Here is a 17006-nt window from a genome sequence, read left to right as displayed (position 1 = left end):
CGGTCGACTCGTTCACACCGCCACGCCCCCAGTTTGCACCCTCCGCCCGGATCCGGAACCGTAAACCGACGGCAATCACGCAGACCGCGGCACCGGTCGCGGAGAGACAACTCAGGGTTGGCTGCTACTCACCGAAGAGGTCGTCGAAGTCGAGGGTTGCCCAGCGGAAGTAGAGCGGGGCGTCGAAGGTGCCGGGGAGTTTGCCGAGGGCACGGATGACGGTGGCGGGACCGTTGGCGTGGCCTACGGCGTACAGGTAGGCCGTCTTGGTGTCCTTGTCCAGGCCGACCAGCAGCGTGCCCTGCGATCCGCACTTCTCGGCGACCAGCGACTCGAAGCCCTGCCAGGTCGATCCGCGGACCTTCGTCACCACCGGCTTCATCGGCGCGGTCGTCGGGATGTGGATGGTGTAGAGCGCTCCGCTCCTGGTATTCGCGAGGAAGGTGTCGTAGGTCCGCGTCTTGCTGATCAGGACCATCGACTTCACCGCGGCGAACCCCGGCGCGGACGTCGCGTTCCGCCATACCCCCTGGTTGTCGCGGGTCCAGCGGAACAAGGTGCCGTCGTTGCGCAGCCCGTACTCGTTCGTCCGGGAGAAGCTTCCGCTGTACGGCGCGTAGCGCGACTCCTGCAAGGCGACGAACGAATCCCAGCCACCGCCGATCCTCTGCAGGACAACAGACCCGGGTACGACGGTTCCCGCTCCCCCGGAGTACGCGTCGTACCGGGTCCGGTACAGCGCCGATCCGATCACGACGTACCCGAAAACCCTGGGCCCGCCGGCAACAGGTTCGTAGACCATCGCGGTGCTGAGCCGCGTTGCGCCGTCCGGGTACAAATCACGGCCGATGACCTGGACGCCCGCGTTGGTGGGCGGCGTCGCCGCGACGATGTCCTGCCACTGCGAATCACCCGTCGCCGAGACCGAGCCCAGGGCAATCCGGCACTGCGCCGAAGCCGTTGTCACATTTCCGATCGCTGTTCCGGGTAGCAGGCCTGCGGTCAGGACGGCCGCGGCCAGCACCCCCATCATTCGCTTCATAGAAGCCACCCCCATCATTTAGCTCGATGCGAGCGGCCGCCCAAAAGTTGCTGAGATTCTCAGCTCATTCGGTTTTGGTGTCGGCGAAGACGTCCTTGGCGACGGTGATCGCGGACATTGCGCGCGGCCATCCGGCGTAGAACGCGAGGTGGATGATGGCTTCTTTGAGCTCGGTCTCGGTGAGCCCGTTGTCGAGACCGCGCGCGAGGTGGCTGCGCAGTTGTTCCGGGTTGCCACCGGCAACCAGTGCGGCGCAGGTGATCAGGCTGCGGTCGCGTGGGCTGAGCTCTGTCCGCGCCCACACGTCGCCGAACAGTACGTCGTCGGTGAGCGCCACCAGCTTCGGCGCGAAGTCGCCGATCAGGCGTTGCGCCCCCGTTTGGTTCTCTGCGTTCGTCATGACGGCTCCTCATCGGCTGCGTGGTATTCGTCGTCGCTGACGTGTTCGCGCCAGGTTGTTGTGGTGGCCGGATCGTCGGCGTTGTCGAGCATCGCGAGGTGTTCCATGAAGGCGTCGGGCGCAGCGCCGTGCCAGTGTTCCTCGCCGGGCGGGCAGTAGATCGTCTGCCCCGGATAAGCGACGACCTTCCGGCCACCGCGGGACTGAATCCACGCCACTCCTTGGGTGACGTGCAACGTCTGCCCGAGCGCGTGCGAGTGCCACGCCGTACGGGCGCCAGGCGCGAACCGGACCCTCGCAACCGTCATCCGCTGACCCTCGTCACGGGGCGACGCGATCGGGTCCAGCCAGACATCTCCGGTGAACTTGTCGAGCGGATTCTTGGTGGTCGGTCGGCGTGGATCTATCTGCACAGGGAACTCCTTGGAATCACGGTCATCGGCGTTGGGCCACGCGCACCAGGCAACCGCGGCCCCGGCAGCGGCACCAGGCACTGTCGAGAGGTGTACTGGCAGGGCCTGGCAGGCGCGCGGCGACGACGTAGCGTAAAGCTATGGCCGCGAAGAACGACTCCAGCAAGGACCTCCGGGAGTTCTTGACCACTCGCCAGGCCAAGATCACCCCCGAGCAAGCTGGACTGCCGGTGTACGGCGGTGCCAACCGACGCGTTACCGGCCTGCGCCGCGAGGAAGTCGCCCTGCTGGCCGGCATCAGCGTCGAGTACTACACACGCCTGGAGCGCGGAAGCGTCGGTGCCGTCTCGGACGGCGTTCTGGACGGACTCGTCCACGCCCTTCAACTCGACGAGGCGGAGCGCGATCATCTGTACCGCCTGATCCGCACCGCGAGCACACCGAGCAACCGGGCGCCACGACATACTCCGGCGAAGAAGCGCGTGCGCCCGGTCGTGCAGCGCATCCTCGACCAGATGCCGATGCCGGCGTACCTGCGGAACGGCCGCTTCGACATACTGGCCGCCAACGACCTCGGTCGCGCGCTCTACAGTCCGCTGTACGACCAGGCCGCGGCCCACACACCGGGCCAGCCGCCCAACAGCGCCCGCTTCTGCTTCCTCGACCCGCGCGCCACCGAGTTCTTCCTCGACTACGACAAGGCAGCCGACGACTGCGTCGCGTTCCTGCGCGCCGCGGCAGGCAGCGACCCCTACGACAAGGATCTCTCGGATCTCGTGGGTGAACTGTCGACCCGCAGCGAGGACTTCCGCCGCCGCTGGGCCGCCCACGACGTCCGGTACCACCGCAGCGGCCGCAAACGCCTCCACCATCCGCTCGTCGGTGACCTCGAACTCGACTTCGAGGCCCTCGACTCGCTGGTGACCCCGGGCAGCGCATCAACGTCTACACCGCACCTCCCGACTCGCCCGCCGAGGAAGCGCTGAAACTGCTCGGCAGCTGGACCGCGGCAGACGCGCGGGCAATGCACCACGACACGAAGGATTGACATGGAGTTTCGACCGCTCGGCCGTACCGGCGTCCGCGTGAGCCCGCTGTGCCTCGGCGCGATGATGTTCGGCCCGTGGGGCAACGACGACCGTACCGACGCGATCAGCATCATCCACCGGGCCCTCGACGCCGGGATCAACTTCGTCGACACCGCCGACGTCTATTCCGCCGGCGTCTCCGAAGAGATCGTCGGTGAGGCTCTCAAGGCGCGGCGGGACGAGGTGTTTCTCGCGACCAAGTTCTTCATGCCGATGAGCCAGGACGACCCGAACCTGCGCGGCGGTTCGCGGCGCTGGATTGTCCGCGCGGTCGAAGACACGCTGCGGCGGCTCGGGACCGATTACATCGATCTGTACCAGGTTCACCGCCCGAGCCCGGACACCGACGTCGAGGAGACCCTGGGCGCATTGTCGGACCTCGTCCATCAGGGCAAGGTCCGGTACGTCGGCTCGTCGTCGTACTCCGGTTCGCAGATCGTCGAAGCGCAATGGGCGGCTCGGGAACGCAATCTGCAACGGTTCGTCACCGAGCAACCGCCGTACTCACTGCTCGTGCGTGGGATCGAGGAAGACGTCCTCCCGACCGTGCTCCGGCACGGCATGGGCACCCTCACCTACAGCCCGCTGGCCGGCGGCTGGCTCTCCGGCCGTTGGCGCAAGGACTCCGCCGTCACCCCGACCTCGGCCGCGCGTCCGCCGGCGCGCTTCGACATGTCCACACCGGCCAACCAGCGCAAACTCGAAGCGGTCGAAGAGCTCGCGGTACTCGCGGAACAGTCCGGCCTGACCCTGATCGAGCTGGCCGTTGCCTTCGTCATCAATCACCCGGCCGTCACCGCCGCCATCATCGGCCCTCGCACCATGGAACAACTCGACGCGTTCCTCCCCGCAGCCGACGTCGTACTCACACCCGACGTACTCGACCGCATCGACGAGATCGTCGCCCCCGGTGTCACCGTCAACCCCGCCGACAACAGCTACGGCGACCAAACCCTCCACCCCACCCGACGCCGCCGCTAACCTCTCCATTGCGCGACGGAAGGAACCGGAACAGATGACTAGTTGGACCGCAGACGAACTGCGCCGCCTCGACCGGATCCGCGAGATCCGCGTCGCCGGCCGCCGCGAGGACCACACGCTGCGCACCCTCACCATCGTGTGGCACGTCGTCGTGAACGACAGCCTGTATGTGCGCTCGGTACGCGGTACCGAGGGCAGCTGGTACAAGGGCGTCGTACGCCACCACGAAGGCGCAATCTCCTTCGCCGACGAGACCCGCAACGTCACCTACATCCCCGACCCCACCGCCGACGCCCAGATCGACAGCGCGTACTTCGCCAAGTACGGCAACGGATCCCCCACCCAAGCCATCACCAACCCCACAGCCAAAGCCACCACCCTTCGCATCGAACCCCGATAACACCCTCTCCTACGTCAGAACGTCCCTGCCTAAGCAGGGATGGCGTTGTTGATGAGGATGGTGGCGATGGCGGACGCGGTGGGGAAGGAATCGGTGTTGAGGACTCGGGTGCGGGCTGCGGCGCCGTCGAGGAGGAGGGCTAGTTGTTCGCCGAGTTGTTCGGGGTCCGTGGCGCCGGCTTCGCGGGCGGTGGTGGCCAGGCGTGCGGCGATGGCTTTCTTGTAGTCGCGTGCGTACTGCGATGCGGGGTGGTCGGGGTCGTGGAGCTCGACGGCCGCCCCGATGTAGGGACACAAGGGCGTGGACGCGGGTATGTCGAAAGCGGCGAGGAGTCGTTCGCGGGGGGTCAGGTCGGTGCGGTCGAACACCCCCGGCATGACGTCCGGATCGAATCGGCGCAGGTACTCGGCGACGAGTTCGTCCTTGCTGGTGAAGTGCTGGTACGCCGTGCGCTTGGACACCTGGGCCACGGCGCAGAGTTGATCCATGCCGGTCCGGTTGATGCCTTGATCGCGGAACAACTGCTGGGACGCGCTGAGGATGCGCTCATGTGCGCCCCGGCCGCGGCGTCGGCCCTGCGGGCCCTTCTCCAACTCCGTCATGCGTCCAAGCGTAGCCCACTCGGGTACCGATCGGTGTACATAGCTTGCATCCCCGCCAACCCTCCTCTACGGTAAGCACACAGCTCGGTGTACATAATTCCCGTCAATTCAACGGAGTGATCGTGGGAAAGCTCGATGGCAAGGTCGCGGTAATCACCGGCGGATCGACCGGCCTGGCACTGGCCGGCGCCCAACTGTTCGTCGAGGAAGGAGCCCACGTCTTCATCCAGGCCCGGCGGCAGGAAGCACTGGACGATGCGGTCAAGCAGATCGGCCGCAACGTCACCGCCGTGCAGGGTGACGCGGCAGAACTGGACGACCTGGACCGCTTGTACGACACGGTCAAGCGGGAAAAGGGCTCGATCGACGTGCTGTGGGCCAGCGCCGGGATGGGCGAGCCCGCCGTCCTCGGCGAGATCACCGAGGAACAGTTCCACCGCGCCTTCTGGCTGAACGCACGGGGCACGCTGTTCACCGTGCAGAAGGCACTGCCGCTGATCAACGACAACGGCTCGATCCTCATGACCGGATCCAACGCCTCCCTCGGCGCCTTCCCCGGCTGGAGCCTGTACGCGGGAAGCAAAGCAGTCCAGCAGGCGTGGGCCCGCGTCTGGCTGAATGAACTGCGTGACCGCAAGATCCGGGTCAACGTCCTGACGCCCGGCCAGGTCGCCACCGCCAAGCAGGAGGAACTGTTCGACGAGACAACCAAGGCCGCATTCGAGTCCCTCATCCCGCGCGGAACGATGGGCCGACCGGAAGAAATCGCCACCGTCGCGCTGTTCCTGGCCTCCGACGACTCCAGTTACGTCAACGGCCTGGAACTGGTCGCCGACGGCGGCACCACGGCCATCTGACCTACCGACCCTCAGGAAGTGAGCACACCTCATGAGCAGCATCACCATCATCGGCACGGGGAACATGGCCCGTACCATCGGCAAGCTCGCGGTGGCGGGCGGCAACAGCGTCGAGGTCATGGGACGCGATCAGTCCAAGGCCGATGACCTGGCCAAGGCTCTCGGCGGCGGCGCGACGACAGGCAAGTGGGGCGCCGTACCGACCGGGGACATCGTCATCACGGCCCTGTTGTACGGCGGTGTCGTTCCGGTTGTCGCCGCGTACGGAGACGCCCTCGCGGGCAAGGTGATCGTCGACATCAGCAACCCCTTCAACGCGTCGTTCGACGGACTCACCCACAGCGGGGAGACCTCGATCGCGCAGGAAGTCGCCAAGGTGGCCCCGGCCGATGCCAGCGTGGTGAAGGCCTTCAACACCATCTTCCGCAATGTCCTGGAGAAGGGCCGGCCCGACGTCTTCATCGCCGGCGACGACCCGCAGGCCAAGACGGCCGTGGGCGCGTTCATCGAGAGCCTCGGGCTGCGCCCGCTGGATGTCGGCGGCCTGAAAATGGCGCACTGGCTGGAGGGAATGGGCGTGGTCACGGTCGGTCTCGCCGGCAACGGGGTCGGCCATGGCGACTTTGCCCTCGGCGTCAACGAATTCACCGGCTGAGCAATCAGACGTTTGGATTGGCGGCGTTCCGGGTACTGCGGGATCGCTCTTTGGGTTGGGTGTACGACGAGGAGGGCGACGTGATCACGGTTGGTGGCGTGGATACGTATTACGACTATGACGAGCACCAATGGAAGTTCCGGCGCCTCGGTGGAGGGCCGATCCATGCAGAGCCTGCGGAATTGAAGCAGGAGTCGGCTCGCGAGTCAGTACCAGAGCGGGCGAAAAGGCCCGCCCGCGCAGGCAGGAAGGCCTCTGCCGCCAAGGCCGCCGACGGATGACGAAGCACTAGCCCACCCCATCAGCGCCGGTGGTTGCGTTTTCAGGGGCTTGGATCGGGAACCGAGAGAGTCGGCACCCGATGCCGGGAAAGGTCGTTGCCATCATGTCCATCTGGGAGCGCGTCAAGCGCTGGCGACTGAGCCACACCGTGAACGAACGCGACGCCCCCGCGGACAGCAGCACGGCCATGACACGAGTCACCGGCGGCGATCCGGCCGACGGTACGCCGACCACCACCGGAACCGGAGCCAGTGACGAATTCGTCGGACGGGTGTCCGGCGACGACCCCGACACCGGAACCACAGGCGCCGAGGCCCGAGCCAAGTCGCCGAAGCATCGCGCCGAGTAACAGCGGCGGACCCGCAGCAAGCGGACCGATCCTGCGTGGGTACTGCAGGCGTGATGGCGAGTGAGAGGAGGACGATGAGCAGCGATCCGAGGACGCGGTACGCCGAGCCCGAGCAGCAAAAGCCGCAGGAACAGCAGCACCCCGGCCACAGCGGCGCGATGGATCCGGAGCCGGACTACGGCGAGACGTCATACCGCGGGAGCGGGAAGCTGACCGGGAAACGAGCGTTGATCACCGGCGGGGACTCCGGCATCGGTCGGGCAGTGGCGCTCGCGTTCGCCCGCGAGGGCGCCGACGTGATGATCTCGCACCTCGAAGCCGAAGAGACCGACGCGCGGGAGACGTGCCGCCTGGTGCGGGACGCCGGGCAGACCGCTGCGTCCCTGGCCGGCGACATTCAGGACGAGCAGCACTGCCGGCAGCTCGTTGAGCAGTGCGTGGAAGAGCTCGGCGGGCTGGACATCCTGGTCAACAACGCGGCGTACCAGATGTCGCAGGACGGGATCGCGGACATCACCACCGAACAGTTCGACCGGGTCCTGAAGACCAATGTCTACGCGATGTTCTGGTTGTGCAAGGCCGCACTCTCCCATCTGAAGCCCGGCTCGGCGATCATCAACACCACCTCGATCCAGGCGTACGAGCCGTCGCCCAACCTGCTCGACTATGCGACCAGCAAGGCGGCGATTCTCAACTTCACCAAGGGCCTCGCCCAAGAGCTCGGCCCCCGAGGCATCCGCGTGAACGCCGTTGCCCCCGGCCCCATCTGGACGCCGCTGATCCCGGCCACCATGCCCGCGGACAAAGTGGGCGAGTTCGGCGCCGACACTCCGCTCGGCCGCGCCGGCCAGCCCGCCGAACTCGCACCGGCGTACGTCTTCCTCGCCTCCGACGACTCCACCTACATCACCGGCGAACGCATCGGCGCCACCGGCGGCCGGCCGCTCCCGTAGCCGATGACCATGTACAAACGCGACGAAGAGGACTCCGGCGAGCGCCTCGACCGGCACTGGGCCGAACTGCTCCAGGAGCTACGGCTGGCCCAGACCGGTACGCAGATCCTGTTCGCGTTCCTGCTCAGCATCGCCTTCCAGAACGCGTTCCACTCGGCGGACGACTTCACCCACATCGTGTACGCCGTCACGCTGATCGCGTCCGCGCTGGCCGTCGCGATGCTCCTCGCTCCGGTCGCCGTGCACCGAATGCTCTACCAGCAAGGCCTCCGCGACCAACTGATCCGAATCAGCGACCGCCTGGCGCGCGGGGGCCTGGTGTTCCTCGTCGCAGCCATCTGCGGCGGGGTCCTGATCGCCTTGGATGTCGTCCTCTCCCGGACCCTCTCCATCATCGTCGTCGCCGTCGTACTCACCTCGTTCGTGATCCTCTGGCTGGCCATCCCCGCGGCCATCCGCCACCGTTACCGCCACGATCCCGAGACGTGAGTCGGCCCCGCCGCTTCGGTGCTGAACGGCGGGGCCTCGGCGAGCGGTCAGCCCGGGCGGACCGGCGCCGTGCCAGACAGGTTCCTGACCAAAACCAGATACCGGACGGCGCCTCACCCGCTGAGGGTGAGGCGACGTCGTGGTGGATCAGCGGTCGGCTTCGCTCTCGACCTTCTTCTTGAGCTCGTCCTTGCTCAGCCCCGACGTACCGGAGATGTCCGCGTTGGCGGCCTGCTTCGCCAGCTGCTCGCGGCTCATGTCGCCGGGCTGCTCGCCGAGGTGCTGCTTGCGGCTCGCGGCGAACGCCTCGCCAAGCTGGGTACGCCGTTCGTCGGACAGGTTCGACCGCATGCCCGGGAGGACCTTGGTCTCCTCCTCCTCGACGTGGTGCGAGACGGCGTCGATGAGGTTCTGCAGAGCGGTGTCGAAGTCCGGCGAGGCGGGATCGGTCGCGGCAAGCTTCGCCAGCAGCTGGTCGGCCTCGATGTGCTCCTGCTGGCTGTGCGAAACCTCCTCATTCTCGCCCGACCTGCGCCGTCCGTCAGCGCTTCCGGGAGCGAGTCGACTTCTTGGCGCTGACCTTCTTCGCCGTCGACTTTGCCTTGGCCTTCACCGTGCCTTTGAGGTCCTGCACGGTCGAGTAGGTGCCGAACAGCTCGGGATCGGGCGCCGGCGCCGTACCGGGTCCGCCCAGCGGTTCGGGGTCGAGCAGGTACTCCAGGGCGTCGTCGCCCTCGGTCCAGCCGCCCTTCGGACCGTCGGTCCCGTCCGACAAGCCCCAGATCGTCCGGTTGTGGGTCTGGTCCTCCTCGTCGAAGAAGGCGTCCGGGACGATCGGCGTCTCCAGGCCGTCCGCCTCCAGCTCCTCGATCGCCTTCAGCCACTGCTTCTGGTGCACGGTGTCCCGGGCGAGGTTGAACTGCAGCATCGCCTTCACGCCCGGGTCATCGGTCATGTTGTAGAGCCGCGCCGTCTGCAGCCGCCCCTGCGCCTCCGCGGCCGCATTCGCCCGGAAGTCGGCCAGCAGATTGCCACTGGCAACGATGTAGCCGCCGTTCCACGGCACGCCCTGACAGTTCGCGGGCAACGCGCCACCACCGGCGATGATTGCCTGCTGCGGATCCATCCCACCCAGTACTGCGGCCATCACCGGATCCTCCACAGCATCCGCGGTGGCAGTCGCCGGCGCACCCTCCAGCAGTCGGGCAACCATCGTCGCGAGCATCTCGATATGACCGATCTCCTCGGTCTGCAACCGCTTGGTGTGTCGAAACATCCCCAGCTCCCTCGTCCACTGCGCCACGCCGACGAATGACGTGCACGCCTGGCCGGCGCGGTTCCCACCGGGACCGCGAATATCCATGGGAAAGGTCTCGCATCAAGCGTCAGTAGCGCGCGGCCGCTTCTGCTGATGGCGGGCTACGCGAGCTCGGGTGCCGCAGGGAGGACCGCACCAGGCCTGGTTCGGGCGGCGGCGGAAGAAGAGTTGGCCGCAGCCCGGGGCGTCGCACAGGGCGAGGACGTCTGACGTCAACGCATCGCGGACTTCGCCGGCGAGGCGGGCCAGCAGCAGCGCGAAGGGACTGGGCGAACCGAGCGTGCGGGTCTCGATCACACCGCGAGTTGCTCCGAGGGCTTCGATCACCGGCACCGAGGCAATGGCTTCGTTGACCAGCTCCGCATCCGCGGCGCTCCAGAGGCCGTGCCCGGTCGCGGCGCGGAGCAGCCGTAAGGCGGGGTCCCGCAGCGCGAGGAACGCCTCGACATCGGCCTGAACCACGCGTCGGGGGCGCGGCGCCGGCAGCGTGGCCGCGTCGAGCCAGGACTCCAGGTCGGCGCAGGAGTGGATCAGCTCGAGCTCGGTCCAGCCCCGGCGAATCACCGTGTTGGCGAAGTCGAGCGCCGGGTGACCCTCGAGCCAGACCCACGACGGCGTCTCGGCCACCAGGTCATCGTACCCCGACACGCTAACGCTTTCCTATCTAAAAACCGTTAGTTAGCGTGAAGGTCATGAGGCTGCGAACCCTGACGCTGTGTGCCGTGCAGTTCGTCGACGTGATGGGAGTGACCGTCGTGGTCGCCGCGCTGCCCCGGATGCTCGCGTCGGTGCACGGCTCGGCCACGGACGCGGGACTCCTGGTTCCGGCGTACGCCGTCGGCTTCGGCGGGCTGCTCCTGCTCGCGGCCCGGCTGGGAGACCGGCTCGGACCGCGGCGCATCGTGCTCGCCGGACTCGCGCTCTACGCCATTGGCTCCGTCTTGTGCGCGTCAGCGCAAGCCCCTGCCGCACTTCTCGTCGGTCGGTTCCTGCAAGGCGTTGGGGCGGCGGCATCGGTACCGAACGCTCTTGTGCTGCTGATCGCGTCCGCTCCACGCAGAGAACGTGCTCTCAGTGCGTGGAACGCCACCGGCGGACTCGCAGGCGCGGCCGGACTGCTCGTCGGAGGCCTGGTCACGTCGAGTCTCGGGTGGCGGGTCATCTTCTGGGCCGGACTCGCCGCGGTCGTCGTACTCGCGCTCGCCATCATCCGCGTCACACCCGCTGACGGAGAGCCAACGACCGAGCGCGACCACCTCAACCTCCCGTCCGTCGGCCTCCAGACCGTCACCGTCGCCGCTCTCGTCGCAGCCGCCAACGCGACGACACATTCGTGGCGGATCACCGCGGCACTGCTCGCGGTGGTCGCAATCCTCGTCCCGCCGCTCCTGATCCGCGAACGCCGCACCACGAGCCAACTCGTGCCGACGAGGACCAGGCGTCGACCGGGGGTCCTTGCCGGGGTCGCCGGCTCGTTCGGAGTCACGGCGACGACGAGCCCGCTGGTCATCCTCACGACGCTGTACTTCCAGGACAGCGAGGGATTCAGCCCGGCCGGCGCAGGGCTGATGATCCTGCCCTTCAGCTTTGCCGTCGTGGTGGGGGCCGCAGTCGCTACTCGCCTGCTGAGAGTCGCTACGCCGCTGACGATCCTGCTGTCCGGCCTGGGCATGATCGGACTGGCCGGCCTCCTCGCTGCACGGCAGCCCAGCCTCGTCGTCGTCAGCCTGGTGATGGCCGGCGCCGGCAACGGCGTCGGCGCGGTGGCCGCCTACGCCCTCGGCACGGCGGTCCCGCCCGAAGAGCAAGGAACCGTCACCGGCCTCCTCAACACCGCCGCCCAACTGGGCACGGCGATCATGGTCGCCACCGCGATCGGCGTCGCCACCGCAACCGGCAACCCCCTCAACCACCGCGCCGGCTGGCTCACCGTCGCCGCCACGGCCGCCCTGACCTGCATCGCCTGCCTCTGGCTCCACCGCCGTACTCTCGAAGGGCGTCGTGGCCGGCAGGTCAGCGGCTCGACGCGTACGGCCGCGGTGATGCGCGCGCAGGAAGGAGGAACGCCATGACTGCTGAAATCCGTCCCGGTACCGACGTCGTGGTGCCGAACGACGAGCTTCGGGCGATCGCGGTACAGGTCGTGATCCTGGCGGCTGGTCTGGGCAGCCGCCTCGGGAGATCTCTGCCGAAACCGCTTACTTGTCTCCGGGACGGGCGGACGATCCTGCAACGGCAGTTGGACTGCCTCCGCGACGCATTCGGCGACGACGTCGACGTCACCCTGGTGGTCGGCCATCAGGCCGGCCTGGTGATGCCGGCCGCTCCGGGCACGAAGTTCGTCCAGAACCCCGAGTACCGACAGACGAACACAGCGAAGAGCCTCCTCCTTGGACTGCGCGCCTCGGCACCTGGCGGCGTGCTCTGGCTCAACGGAGACGTGGTCTTCCATCCACGACTGCTCGACCTCGTCGTACCCGCGGTACAGGCCGACCGGAGTTTCGTCTGCGTGAACACGGCCGCCGTCGCCGAGGAGGAGATCAAGTACACCGTCGACGCGGACGGCCACATCGTTCAACTGTCCAAGACCGTTCAGGGCGGCCTCGGCGAAGCCATCGGCATCAACTACGTCGCCGCAGCCGACAAGCCGGTGCTGATCGCGCACCTGGCCGCGTGTGCGGACGACGACTACTTCGAGCGCGGTATCGAGACGGCGATCGAGCACGCCGCGCTCGAGGTGCTCCCGCTCGACATCTCGGCGTACCCCGCGGTCGAGGTCGACTTCGAGTCCGACCTGGCCCGCGCCAACGCGCTGTGTTCCGGAAGCGCGGACCATGCCTAGGGCTCGGAACGGCTGGCGTGGTAGGCGGCCAGGACCGGTGGGAGGCCGTCGGTCATCATCTTGCGCCGGACGTTGCCCAGCAGTTTGGACATCGCGAATCCGCCGGCGCCGGTGAAGCCGGTGTGTTCCCAGGTGAACCTGGTCCCGCCGGCGGTCTCCTCGAGCAGGTACGTCACGTCGGTGACGTCGTCGCTGTCCTTGTCGCCACGCCAGGTGTAGCGCATCGACCGGGGCGCGTCGACGGCGACGACCTCGCAGTACACGATGCCGGCCCAGCCGATGGTCGGCTTGCCGATGAACTGGAACTTGGTCCCGGGAACAGCTGCGAATCCTTCCGGCCGGCCCCCCTGCCCGGTCGTGGTCCACTGCGCGACGTACTCCGGATCCGTCAGGACGGTCCAGACCTCTCCGATCGGATACGGGTACTCGCGGACGACGGTGTACTGACTCATCTCTCCTCCAGGTGCGACTGACTCGAAGCGTAGCCTACCTAACGTTAGGTAGATCAGCCTACCGTGCGTTAGGCTACTCGCATGAAAGTCGATCTCGCCGGCCACGTACGCCGCTCCGGACCGGGCACCCGCGCCGCGATCCAGCGCGTCGCCCTGGAGCTGTTCACCAGAAAGGGGTATGAGGCAACCACCCTGCGGGAGATCGCCGACGAGCTGGGCATCCAGAAGCCGTCGCTCTACTACCACTTCAAAGGCAAGGCGGACATCCTGCAGGCGCTGTTCGACGAGCGCGGAGACGAGGCCGAGGAGTTGCTCGCGTGGATCGAGGAGCAGCCGCAGCGCCCGGAGCTGGTCAGGACCGCCGTGCTGCGCTGGGTGGAGACGTTCTCCGCCGAGAAGCTCCGCGGCATCCGCTTCCTGGCCGCCAACCCGCTGATCACCCATTCGTTGGAGGGTGGCGCCAACGATCGGATCGGCTCGACCCTGGAGCGGCTCGTGAACGTGCTGGCCGGCCTCCTGCCCGACCAGAGCCCGTCCAACGTACTGCAGCTGCGGATGGCGCTACTGAGCATCAACGCCGCCGTTCACGCATCCGCTGCTACATCTTTCACCGACGAGGAGATCCTCATCGCCGCCCGCGCAAACGCCGTCGCCACCCTGGATGCACTCTTGCCCCTCCACACCACCACCCGACGTCGGCGGTAGCTGGCGGTGGTCAGTCGTGTTTGACGGCTCGCGTGGAGTTCCAGAGGACGCCTCGGTTGAGGCGGTTCGGGTACTGCTCCAGTACTGCGTTGTAGAGCTCGAGAGCGGTGTTCGTCCGGGATTCGGCGGCGGCGAAGGCTTGGAGGTAACGCCGGGTTTCGTCGATGTAGCGGGGATCGTCGGAGGCGCCGGCCTGGCGATGACCGGACACGACGGCGGTCGGCTGCAAACCGTCGAGTACGTCGAGCGCGGCCAGCCAATGGTCGATGCCTCCGGCAACCGACTCCGACATGTAAAGGTGGACCTCGTCGTAGACGGCGTCACCGGCGACCACCAGGCCGATCGACGGGACGTGCAACGCCGTGGTGCCATCGGTGTCGGTGTGGCCCAGGTCGATCGCGACCAACTGCTCACCTTCCAGCGTGATCGTGCCGTCCTTCAGCGGTTCGGCGACCACGAACCGGTCGGCCAACTGCCCGGGGAAGCGTTCGCGCCAGAATCCGTCCAGCCACGCCGGGCTGACATTCAGCTGCATCCCGTCGACGACCGCCGGGGTCGCGACCAGCTTGGCGTCCGGGAACCGGTCGAGAACCGGCCCGGCGCCGAACCAGTGATCGCCGTGCCCGTGCGTGACGAAGATCGTGGTCAGGTTCTTGCCACTCGCCGCGACCCAGCCGGCCAGATCCGCGCCCTCGGCCTGGGTCATCAGCGGGTCGACCAGGACCGCGTCGCGTTCGCCGGAGATCAGCGTCGCCGCCGTCGGCGACCACATCCGCCGTAACTCGCCGGGTGGGAGATCGTCGGAAACGGCCGGCTTGGACGGCGCGACGTACGTCGAGTAGTTCAGCATCTCGAGCTCCTGGGAGAGTCTGGGTGGCCAGAGTGGCCACGCAGACAGCGTCGAGCTCTGCGGTGCGGCGAGGAAGGCCGCGACTTCCTGGGTGCGCCGCACCCAGGAAGATCAGGACGACGCGAGCCGGGCCAGCGCTTCGGCGTCCGGACTGCCCGGTTCCGCCGTACCGACGAGCAGTTGCAGGCCGGGCGCGGCACGGACGTCAAAGGTCTGGTAGGTCAGCTCGACGCGGCCGATCGCAGGGAGGTTGAAGATCTTGTACGCCCGGCTCAATCCGCGCGCGGTCTGGTCCTCCCACAGTGCGCGGAACTCCGGCGACTTCGCGACCAGGTCCGCCACCAGCACCGCGATCTCGGGATCATCCGGATAGGACGCCGCGTTGAAGCGTACGGCGTACACCGCCCGCCGGACGACGGTCTCCCAGTCGCCGAGGATCACGCGGGCCTGCGGATGCTCGAACATGATCCGCAGCATGTTGGTCATCCCGAACGGCGCGAGCAGGCCTTGGGCGACCCGGTTCGTGGCGAGGATCTCGTACGCCGGATTCAGCACGTACGCCGCCGCCGTCGGGAAGCTGTCCAGGAGCTGGAGCAGAGCAGGGTGCACCTGGTCGCGGGCCGACCCCAGTCGCGGTGTTGGCGCGAGACCGGCGAGCCTGAACAGGTGACCGCGCGCATCGGCGTCCAGCCGCAACGCGTGCGCGATCCCGTTCAGCACCGAGGCCGACGGGTTCCGTTCGCGACCCTGCTCGAGTCGCGTGTAGTAGTCCGCGCTCACGACCGCCAGAACAGCGACCTCTTCCCGACGCAGACCCATCACCCGGCGACACCACCGGCCGGCAGACCGACCACCGCCGGTTCCACCCGAGCCCGCTGAGCCCGCAGAAACGACCCCAGCTCACCAGCCCCGCCATGCATAGCAGTCAGCGTACGCCGCCGCTTCACCCTCGCTGTTTGAGCTCAGGAGATTGGTTGTGCTTGGTAGCCGGCCACGGCTCGAGTTACGCGGGCGATGCCGGGCGAGTCGAGGTGCGCTCCGGCAACGAAGTATCCCGGTTGCACGAGTTGCTCGAGGAGAGCAGCCCGTGCGAGGCGCGCCTGCGACTGGTCGCCGTCGAACTCCCAGGTCACCCACGGCTGCTCGAACTGGAGCGAGGGAACGTGCACTGTGTCACCCCAGACCAGAAGATGACCGGCGTTGCTCCGGACGTCATAGATGGTGTGACCGGGCGTATGACCTGGCGTGGGGACGGCCGTGACCCAGTCAGTGATCGCAGCCGGTCCAGTGATCGGTACGACGCGGTCGCGGAGCGGCTCGAGCCGGTCCGTGAACACCGAGGCGTCACCCGCACCGATCCACACCCGCTCGAGACTGGGGAACGCCTCTGAACCGTCCGGCGCGATCAGGCCGCCGACGTGGTCCACGTGCCGGTGGGTAATGGCCACATCGGTGACCTCACCGCGATCGAGCCCGGCTTCGTCGAACGCGTCGTAGATCGATCCCATCGTGTCGTGGTAGGCGTTGGACGCACCGGTGTCGACAAGCACCGACCGCGTCCCGTCGCCGATAAAGAACGCATTCACCGACAACCGCAAGTTGCCATCGGCAAGTGGCACCCCCGAGGGCACTTCGTCGAGCGCGCGCCCATTCTCGCCACGCAGCCGCGTCGGCGGCATGTCGACGTACCCATCCCGCAACGACACCACATGCAGCTCCCCGAACTCGAACCGAGCATGAAGCCGCCCACCCGACCTGAACCGCATAAGACCTCCGCTATCCCTCAAACTCTCCCAGACACGGAGCTCACGGAAGTCGTGTCCTGCTTGACGTAGGTGACATCGAAGTCGCTTCGCCAGGACTCGCCGTCCTCGGCGTGCTCCCAACGCGCTTCGATGCGACCTCTGGTTGCATCGACGATCGCGACGAAACGCTGATGAAATCCGTCAGCGGCTTGGCCTTGCATCGTCCAGCGGTCACCCTCGAAAGCCATCTGGTAGACGCGGCAGACTGCGCGGGCGTCCGAGTACAGCATGGTGAACGAGCCGCTGTGCTCGTCATACCCGATCGCGGCATCGATCGGCAGCGGCGAGTTCTGCTGCCACTCGGGTGCGATGTCGGTCGGCGGGTCGACGTGCATCGTCAGGTAGCCGTGACTCTGATGCCAACCGAAAGTCGCCCTCGACTCACCCATCGGGCGATCGCCGATGGACGCATGCATGTCCCAGGTGCCGACGAGGACGTCCAGACGTTGTAGGGCCTTGTTCATGGTGCGCGACTCCATCTGTTGTAGCTGCAATAAAGTCACGCTAGAATCCGACTCTGGTC

General features: G+C 67.2%; 24 protein-coding genes and 1 pseudogene. 12 read left to right on the top strand and 13 right to left on the bottom strand.

Features of this window, described 5'->3' with window-relative positions; all coding sequences use genetic code 11:
* Window positions 1-124: 124 nt before the first annotated feature.
* From AB0E69_RS26425 to AB0E69_RS26415, 3 genes are all read right to left on the bottom strand, one after another.
* Window positions 125-1042 carry a hypothetical protein gene (locus tag AB0E69_RS26425; RefSeq protein ID WP_360151383.1) on the bottom strand — a complete coding sequence of 306 codons (918 nt, stop codon included), beginning with the start codon at window positions 1040-1042 and terminating at the stop codon, window positions 125-127.
* 64 nt (window positions 1043-1106) lie between these two features.
* Entirely contained in the window at window positions 1107-1442 is a 336-nt protein-coding gene (locus tag AB0E69_RS26420) for a carboxymuconolactone decarboxylase family protein (RefSeq protein ID WP_360151380.1), read from the bottom strand.
* A complete protein-coding gene (locus tag AB0E69_RS26415) occupies window positions 1439-1855 on the bottom strand; it encodes a cupin domain-containing protein (protein ID WP_360151377.1) in 417 nt (138 codons plus the stop codon). The genes AB0E69_RS26420 and AB0E69_RS26415 overlap by 4 nt, the downstream gene beginning before the upstream one ends.
* Before the next feature lie 140 nt (window positions 1856-1995).
* Here AB0E69_RS26415 and AB0E69_RS26410 point away from each other — a divergent pair, with 140 nt between their 5' ends.
* The 3 genes from AB0E69_RS26410 to AB0E69_RS26400 all read left to right on the top strand — a co-directional run bounded on the left by AB0E69_RS26410 (window position 1996) and on the right by AB0E69_RS26400 (window position 4324).
* Window positions 1996-2841: a helix-turn-helix transcriptional regulator gene (locus tag AB0E69_RS26410; RefSeq protein WP_360151374.1), complete on the top strand. Its 846-nt coding sequence runs from the start codon at window positions 1996-1998 to the stop codon at window positions 2839-2841.
* Between the two features lie 63 nt (window positions 2842-2904).
* Window positions 2905-3924, top strand: coding sequence for an aldo/keto reductase (locus tag AB0E69_RS26405; protein ID WP_360151371.1), 1020 nt, complete (start codon window positions 2905-2907; stop codon window positions 3922-3924).
* A gap of 34 nt (window positions 3925-3958) precedes the next feature.
* Window positions 3959-4324, top strand: coding sequence for a DUF2255 family protein (locus AB0E69_RS26400; RefSeq protein WP_360151368.1), 366 nt, complete (start codon window positions 3959-3961; stop codon window positions 4322-4324).
* Between the two features lie 29 nt (window positions 4325-4353).
* On the opposite strand, the gene AB0E69_RS26395 is transcribed toward AB0E69_RS26400, so the two are convergent.
* Window positions 4354-4926 (bottom strand): helix-turn-helix domain-containing protein, encoded by a 573-nt coding sequence (locus AB0E69_RS26395; protein WP_360151365.1) that lies wholly within the window; start codon window positions 4924-4926, stop codon window positions 4354-4356.
* A gap of 122 nt (window positions 4927-5048) precedes the next feature.
* Between AB0E69_RS26395 and AB0E69_RS26390 the strand changes: the two genes are divergently transcribed.
* The 6 genes from AB0E69_RS26390 (at window position 5049) to AB0E69_RS26365 (ending at window position 8511) form a co-directional block, all read left to right on the top strand.
* Entirely contained in the window at window positions 5049-5783 is a 735-nt protein-coding gene (locus AB0E69_RS26390; RefSeq protein ID WP_360151362.1) for an SDR family oxidoreductase, read from the top strand.
* A 31-nt stretch (window positions 5784-5814) separates the two neighbouring features.
* A complete protein-coding gene (locus AB0E69_RS26385) occupies window positions 5815-6438 on the top strand; it encodes an NAD(P)-binding domain-containing protein (protein ID WP_360151359.1) in 624 nt (207 codons plus the stop codon).
* Window positions 6439-6497: 59 nt separating this feature from the next.
* Window positions 6498-6719, top strand: coding sequence for a hypothetical protein (locus tag AB0E69_RS26380; RefSeq protein ID WP_360151356.1), 222 nt, complete (start codon window positions 6498-6500; stop codon window positions 6717-6719).
* A 104-nt stretch (window positions 6720-6823) separates the two neighbouring features.
* Entirely contained in the window at window positions 6824-7069 is a 246-nt protein-coding gene (locus AB0E69_RS26375) for a hypothetical protein (RefSeq protein WP_360151353.1), read from the top strand.
* A 74-nt stretch (window positions 7070-7143) separates the two neighbouring features.
* On the top strand, window positions 7144-8022 hold the full coding sequence (locus tag AB0E69_RS26370) for an SDR family oxidoreductase (protein ID WP_360151350.1): 879 nt from the start codon (window positions 7144-7146) through the stop codon (window positions 8020-8022).
* A gap of 9 nt (window positions 8023-8031) precedes the next feature.
* Window positions 8032-8511, top strand: coding sequence for a DUF6328 family protein (locus AB0E69_RS26365; RefSeq protein ID WP_360151347.1), 480 nt, complete (start codon window positions 8032-8034; stop codon window positions 8509-8511).
* Window positions 8512-8658: 147 nt separating this feature from the next.
* Here AB0E69_RS26365 and AB0E69_RS26360 read toward each other — a convergent pair whose 3' ends face one another.
* From AB0E69_RS26360 to AB0E69_RS26345, 4 genes and pseudogenes are all read right to left on the bottom strand, one after another.
* Entirely contained in the window at window positions 8659-8862 is a 204-nt protein-coding gene (locus AB0E69_RS26360) for a hypothetical protein (protein ID WP_360151344.1), read from the bottom strand.
* 15 nt (window positions 8863-8877) lie between these two features.
* Window positions 8878-9033 (bottom strand): annotated as a pseudogene (locus AB0E69_RS26355) (hemerythrin domain-containing protein); the annotation flags it as partial.
* A gap of 19 nt (window positions 9034-9052) precedes the next feature.
* Entirely contained in the window at window positions 9053-9787 is a 735-nt protein-coding gene (locus AB0E69_RS26350) for a manganese catalase family protein (protein WP_360151341.1), read from the bottom strand.
* Between the two features lie 102 nt (window positions 9788-9889).
* Window positions 9890-10477 carry a CGNR zinc finger domain-containing protein gene (locus AB0E69_RS26345; protein ID WP_360151338.1) on the bottom strand — a complete coding sequence of 196 codons (588 nt, stop codon included), beginning with the start codon at window positions 10475-10477 and terminating at the stop codon, window positions 9890-9892.
* Between the two features lie 44 nt (window positions 10478-10521).
* Between AB0E69_RS26345 and AB0E69_RS26340 the strand changes: the two genes are divergently transcribed.
* Window positions 10522-11901, top strand: coding sequence for an MFS transporter (locus AB0E69_RS26340; protein ID WP_360151335.1), 1380 nt, complete (start codon window positions 10522-10524; stop codon window positions 11899-11901).
* Complete coding sequence (locus AB0E69_RS26335; protein WP_360151332.1) at window positions 11898-12671, top strand: NTP transferase domain-containing protein; 774 nt, start codon at window positions 11898-11900, stop codon at window positions 12669-12671. Before AB0E69_RS26340 ends, AB0E69_RS26335 begins: the two co-directional genes overlap by 4 nt.
* Here the strand turns inward: AB0E69_RS26335 and AB0E69_RS26330 are convergent.
* Window positions 12668-13123: an SRPBCC domain-containing protein gene (locus tag AB0E69_RS26330; RefSeq protein WP_360151329.1), complete on the bottom strand. Its 456-nt coding sequence runs from the start codon at window positions 13121-13123 to the stop codon at window positions 12668-12670. The genes AB0E69_RS26335 and AB0E69_RS26330 overlap by 4 nt on opposite strands.
* A gap of 81 nt (window positions 13124-13204) precedes the next feature.
* Here AB0E69_RS26330 and AB0E69_RS26325 point away from each other — a divergent pair, with 81 nt between their 5' ends.
* The gene (locus tag AB0E69_RS26325) at window positions 13205-13828 is read left to right on the top strand and encodes a helix-turn-helix domain-containing protein (RefSeq protein WP_360151326.1); all 624 of its coding nucleotides are present in this window, start codon (window positions 13205-13207) and stop codon (window positions 13826-13828) included.
* Between the two features lie 10 nt (window positions 13829-13838).
* Here the strand turns inward: AB0E69_RS26325 and AB0E69_RS26320 are convergent, their stop codons facing one another.
* The 4 genes from AB0E69_RS26320 to AB0E69_RS26305 form a co-directional block, all read right to left on the bottom strand.
* Complete coding sequence (locus AB0E69_RS26320; RefSeq protein ID WP_360151323.1) at window positions 13839-14780, bottom strand: MBL fold metallo-hydrolase; 942 nt, start codon at window positions 14778-14780, stop codon at window positions 13839-13841.
* Window positions 14781-14789: 9 nt separating this feature from the next.
* Entirely contained in the window at window positions 14790-15497 is a 708-nt protein-coding gene (locus AB0E69_RS26315; protein WP_360151320.1) for a helix-turn-helix transcriptional regulator, read from the bottom strand.
* 143 nt (window positions 15498-15640) lie between these two features.
* Window positions 15641-16444, bottom strand: coding sequence for an MBL fold metallo-hydrolase (locus tag AB0E69_RS26310; protein WP_360151317.1), 804 nt, complete (start codon window positions 16442-16444; stop codon window positions 15641-15643).
* Window positions 16445-16461: 17 nt separating this feature from the next.
* Window positions 16462-16962 carry a hypothetical protein gene (locus tag AB0E69_RS26305; protein WP_360151314.1) on the bottom strand — a complete coding sequence of 167 codons (501 nt, stop codon included), beginning with the start codon at window positions 16960-16962 and terminating at the stop codon, window positions 16462-16464.
* Window positions 16963-17006 lie beyond the last annotated feature (44 nt).

The organism is Kribbella sp. NPDC026611 (assembly GCF_040638345.1).
GTDB lineage: Bacteria > Actinomycetota > Actinomycetes > Propionibacteriales > Kribbellaceae > Kribbella.
Note: the sequence above shows the minus strand (reverse complement) of the source record. Positions and strands in the feature narration are given on the sequence as shown.

Bases quoted from the DNA above. Each gene is read 5' to 3' on its own strand.
- AB0E69_RS26315 (WP_360151320.1), bottom strand. From the start codon at position 15,497: ATGGGTCTGCGTCGGGAAGAGGTCGCTGTTCTGGCGGTCGTGAGCGCG.
- AB0E69_RS26425 (WP_360151383.1), bottom strand. From the start codon at position 1,042: ATGAAGCGAATGATGGGGGTGCTGGCCGCGGCCGTCCTGACCGCAGGC.
- AB0E69_RS26350 (WP_360151341.1), bottom strand. From the start codon at position 9,787: ATGTTTCGACACACCAAGCGGTTGCAGACCGAGGAGATCGGTCATATC.
- AB0E69_RS26405 (WP_360151371.1), top strand. From the start codon at position 2,905: ATGGAGTTTCGACCGCTCGGCCGTACCGGCGTCCGCGTGAGCCCGCTG.
- AB0E69_RS26375 (WP_360151353.1), top strand. From the start codon at position 6,824: ATGTCCATCTGGGAGCGCGTCAAGCGCTGGCGACTGAGCCACACCGTG.
- AB0E69_RS26365 (WP_360151347.1), top strand. From the start codon at position 8,032: ATGTACAAACGCGACGAAGAGGACTCCGGCGAGCGCCTCGACCGGCAC.
- AB0E69_RS26370 (WP_360151350.1), top strand. From the start codon at position 7,144: ATGAGCAGCGATCCGAGGACGCGGTACGCCGAGCCCGAGCAGCAAAAG.
- AB0E69_RS26325 (WP_360151326.1), top strand. From the start codon at position 13,205: ATGAAAGTCGATCTCGCCGGCCACGTACGCCGCTCCGGACCGGGCACC.
- AB0E69_RS26385 (WP_360151359.1), top strand. From the start codon at position 5,815: ATGAGCAGCATCACCATCATCGGCACGGGGAACATGGCCCGTACCATC.
- AB0E69_RS26420 (WP_360151380.1), bottom strand. From the start codon at position 1,442: ATGACGAACGCAGAGAACCAAACGGGGGCGCAACGCCTGATCGGCGAC.
- AB0E69_RS26340 (WP_360151335.1), top strand. From the start codon at position 10,522: ATGAGGCTGCGAACCCTGACGCTGTGTGCCGTGCAGTTCGTCGACGTG.
- AB0E69_RS26395 (WP_360151365.1), bottom strand. From the start codon at position 4,926: ATGACGGAGTTGGAGAAGGGCCCGCAGGGCCGACGCCGCGGCCGGGGC.
- AB0E69_RS26360 (WP_360151344.1), bottom strand. From the start codon at position 8,862: ATGCGGTCGAACCTGTCCGACGAACGGCGTACCCAGCTTGGCGAGGCG.
- AB0E69_RS26335 (WP_360151332.1), top strand. From the start codon at position 11,898: ATGACTGCTGAAATCCGTCCCGGTACCGACGTCGTGGTGCCGAACGAC.
- AB0E69_RS26400 (WP_360151368.1), top strand. From the start codon at position 3,959: ATGACTAGTTGGACCGCAGACGAACTGCGCCGCCTCGACCGGATCCGC.
- AB0E69_RS26310 (WP_360151317.1), bottom strand. From the start codon at position 16,444: ATGCGGTTCAGGTCGGGTGGGCGGCTTCATGCTCGGTTCGAGTTCGGG.
- AB0E69_RS26305 (WP_360151314.1), bottom strand. From the start codon at position 16,962: ATGGAGTCGCGCACCATGAACAAGGCCCTACAACGTCTGGACGTCCTC.
- AB0E69_RS26410 (WP_360151374.1), top strand. From the start codon at position 1,996: ATGGCCGCGAAGAACGACTCCAGCAAGGACCTCCGGGAGTTCTTGACC.
- AB0E69_RS26330 (WP_360151329.1), bottom strand. From the start codon at position 13,123: ATGAGTCAGTACACCGTCGTCCGCGAGTACCCGTATCCGATCGGAGAG.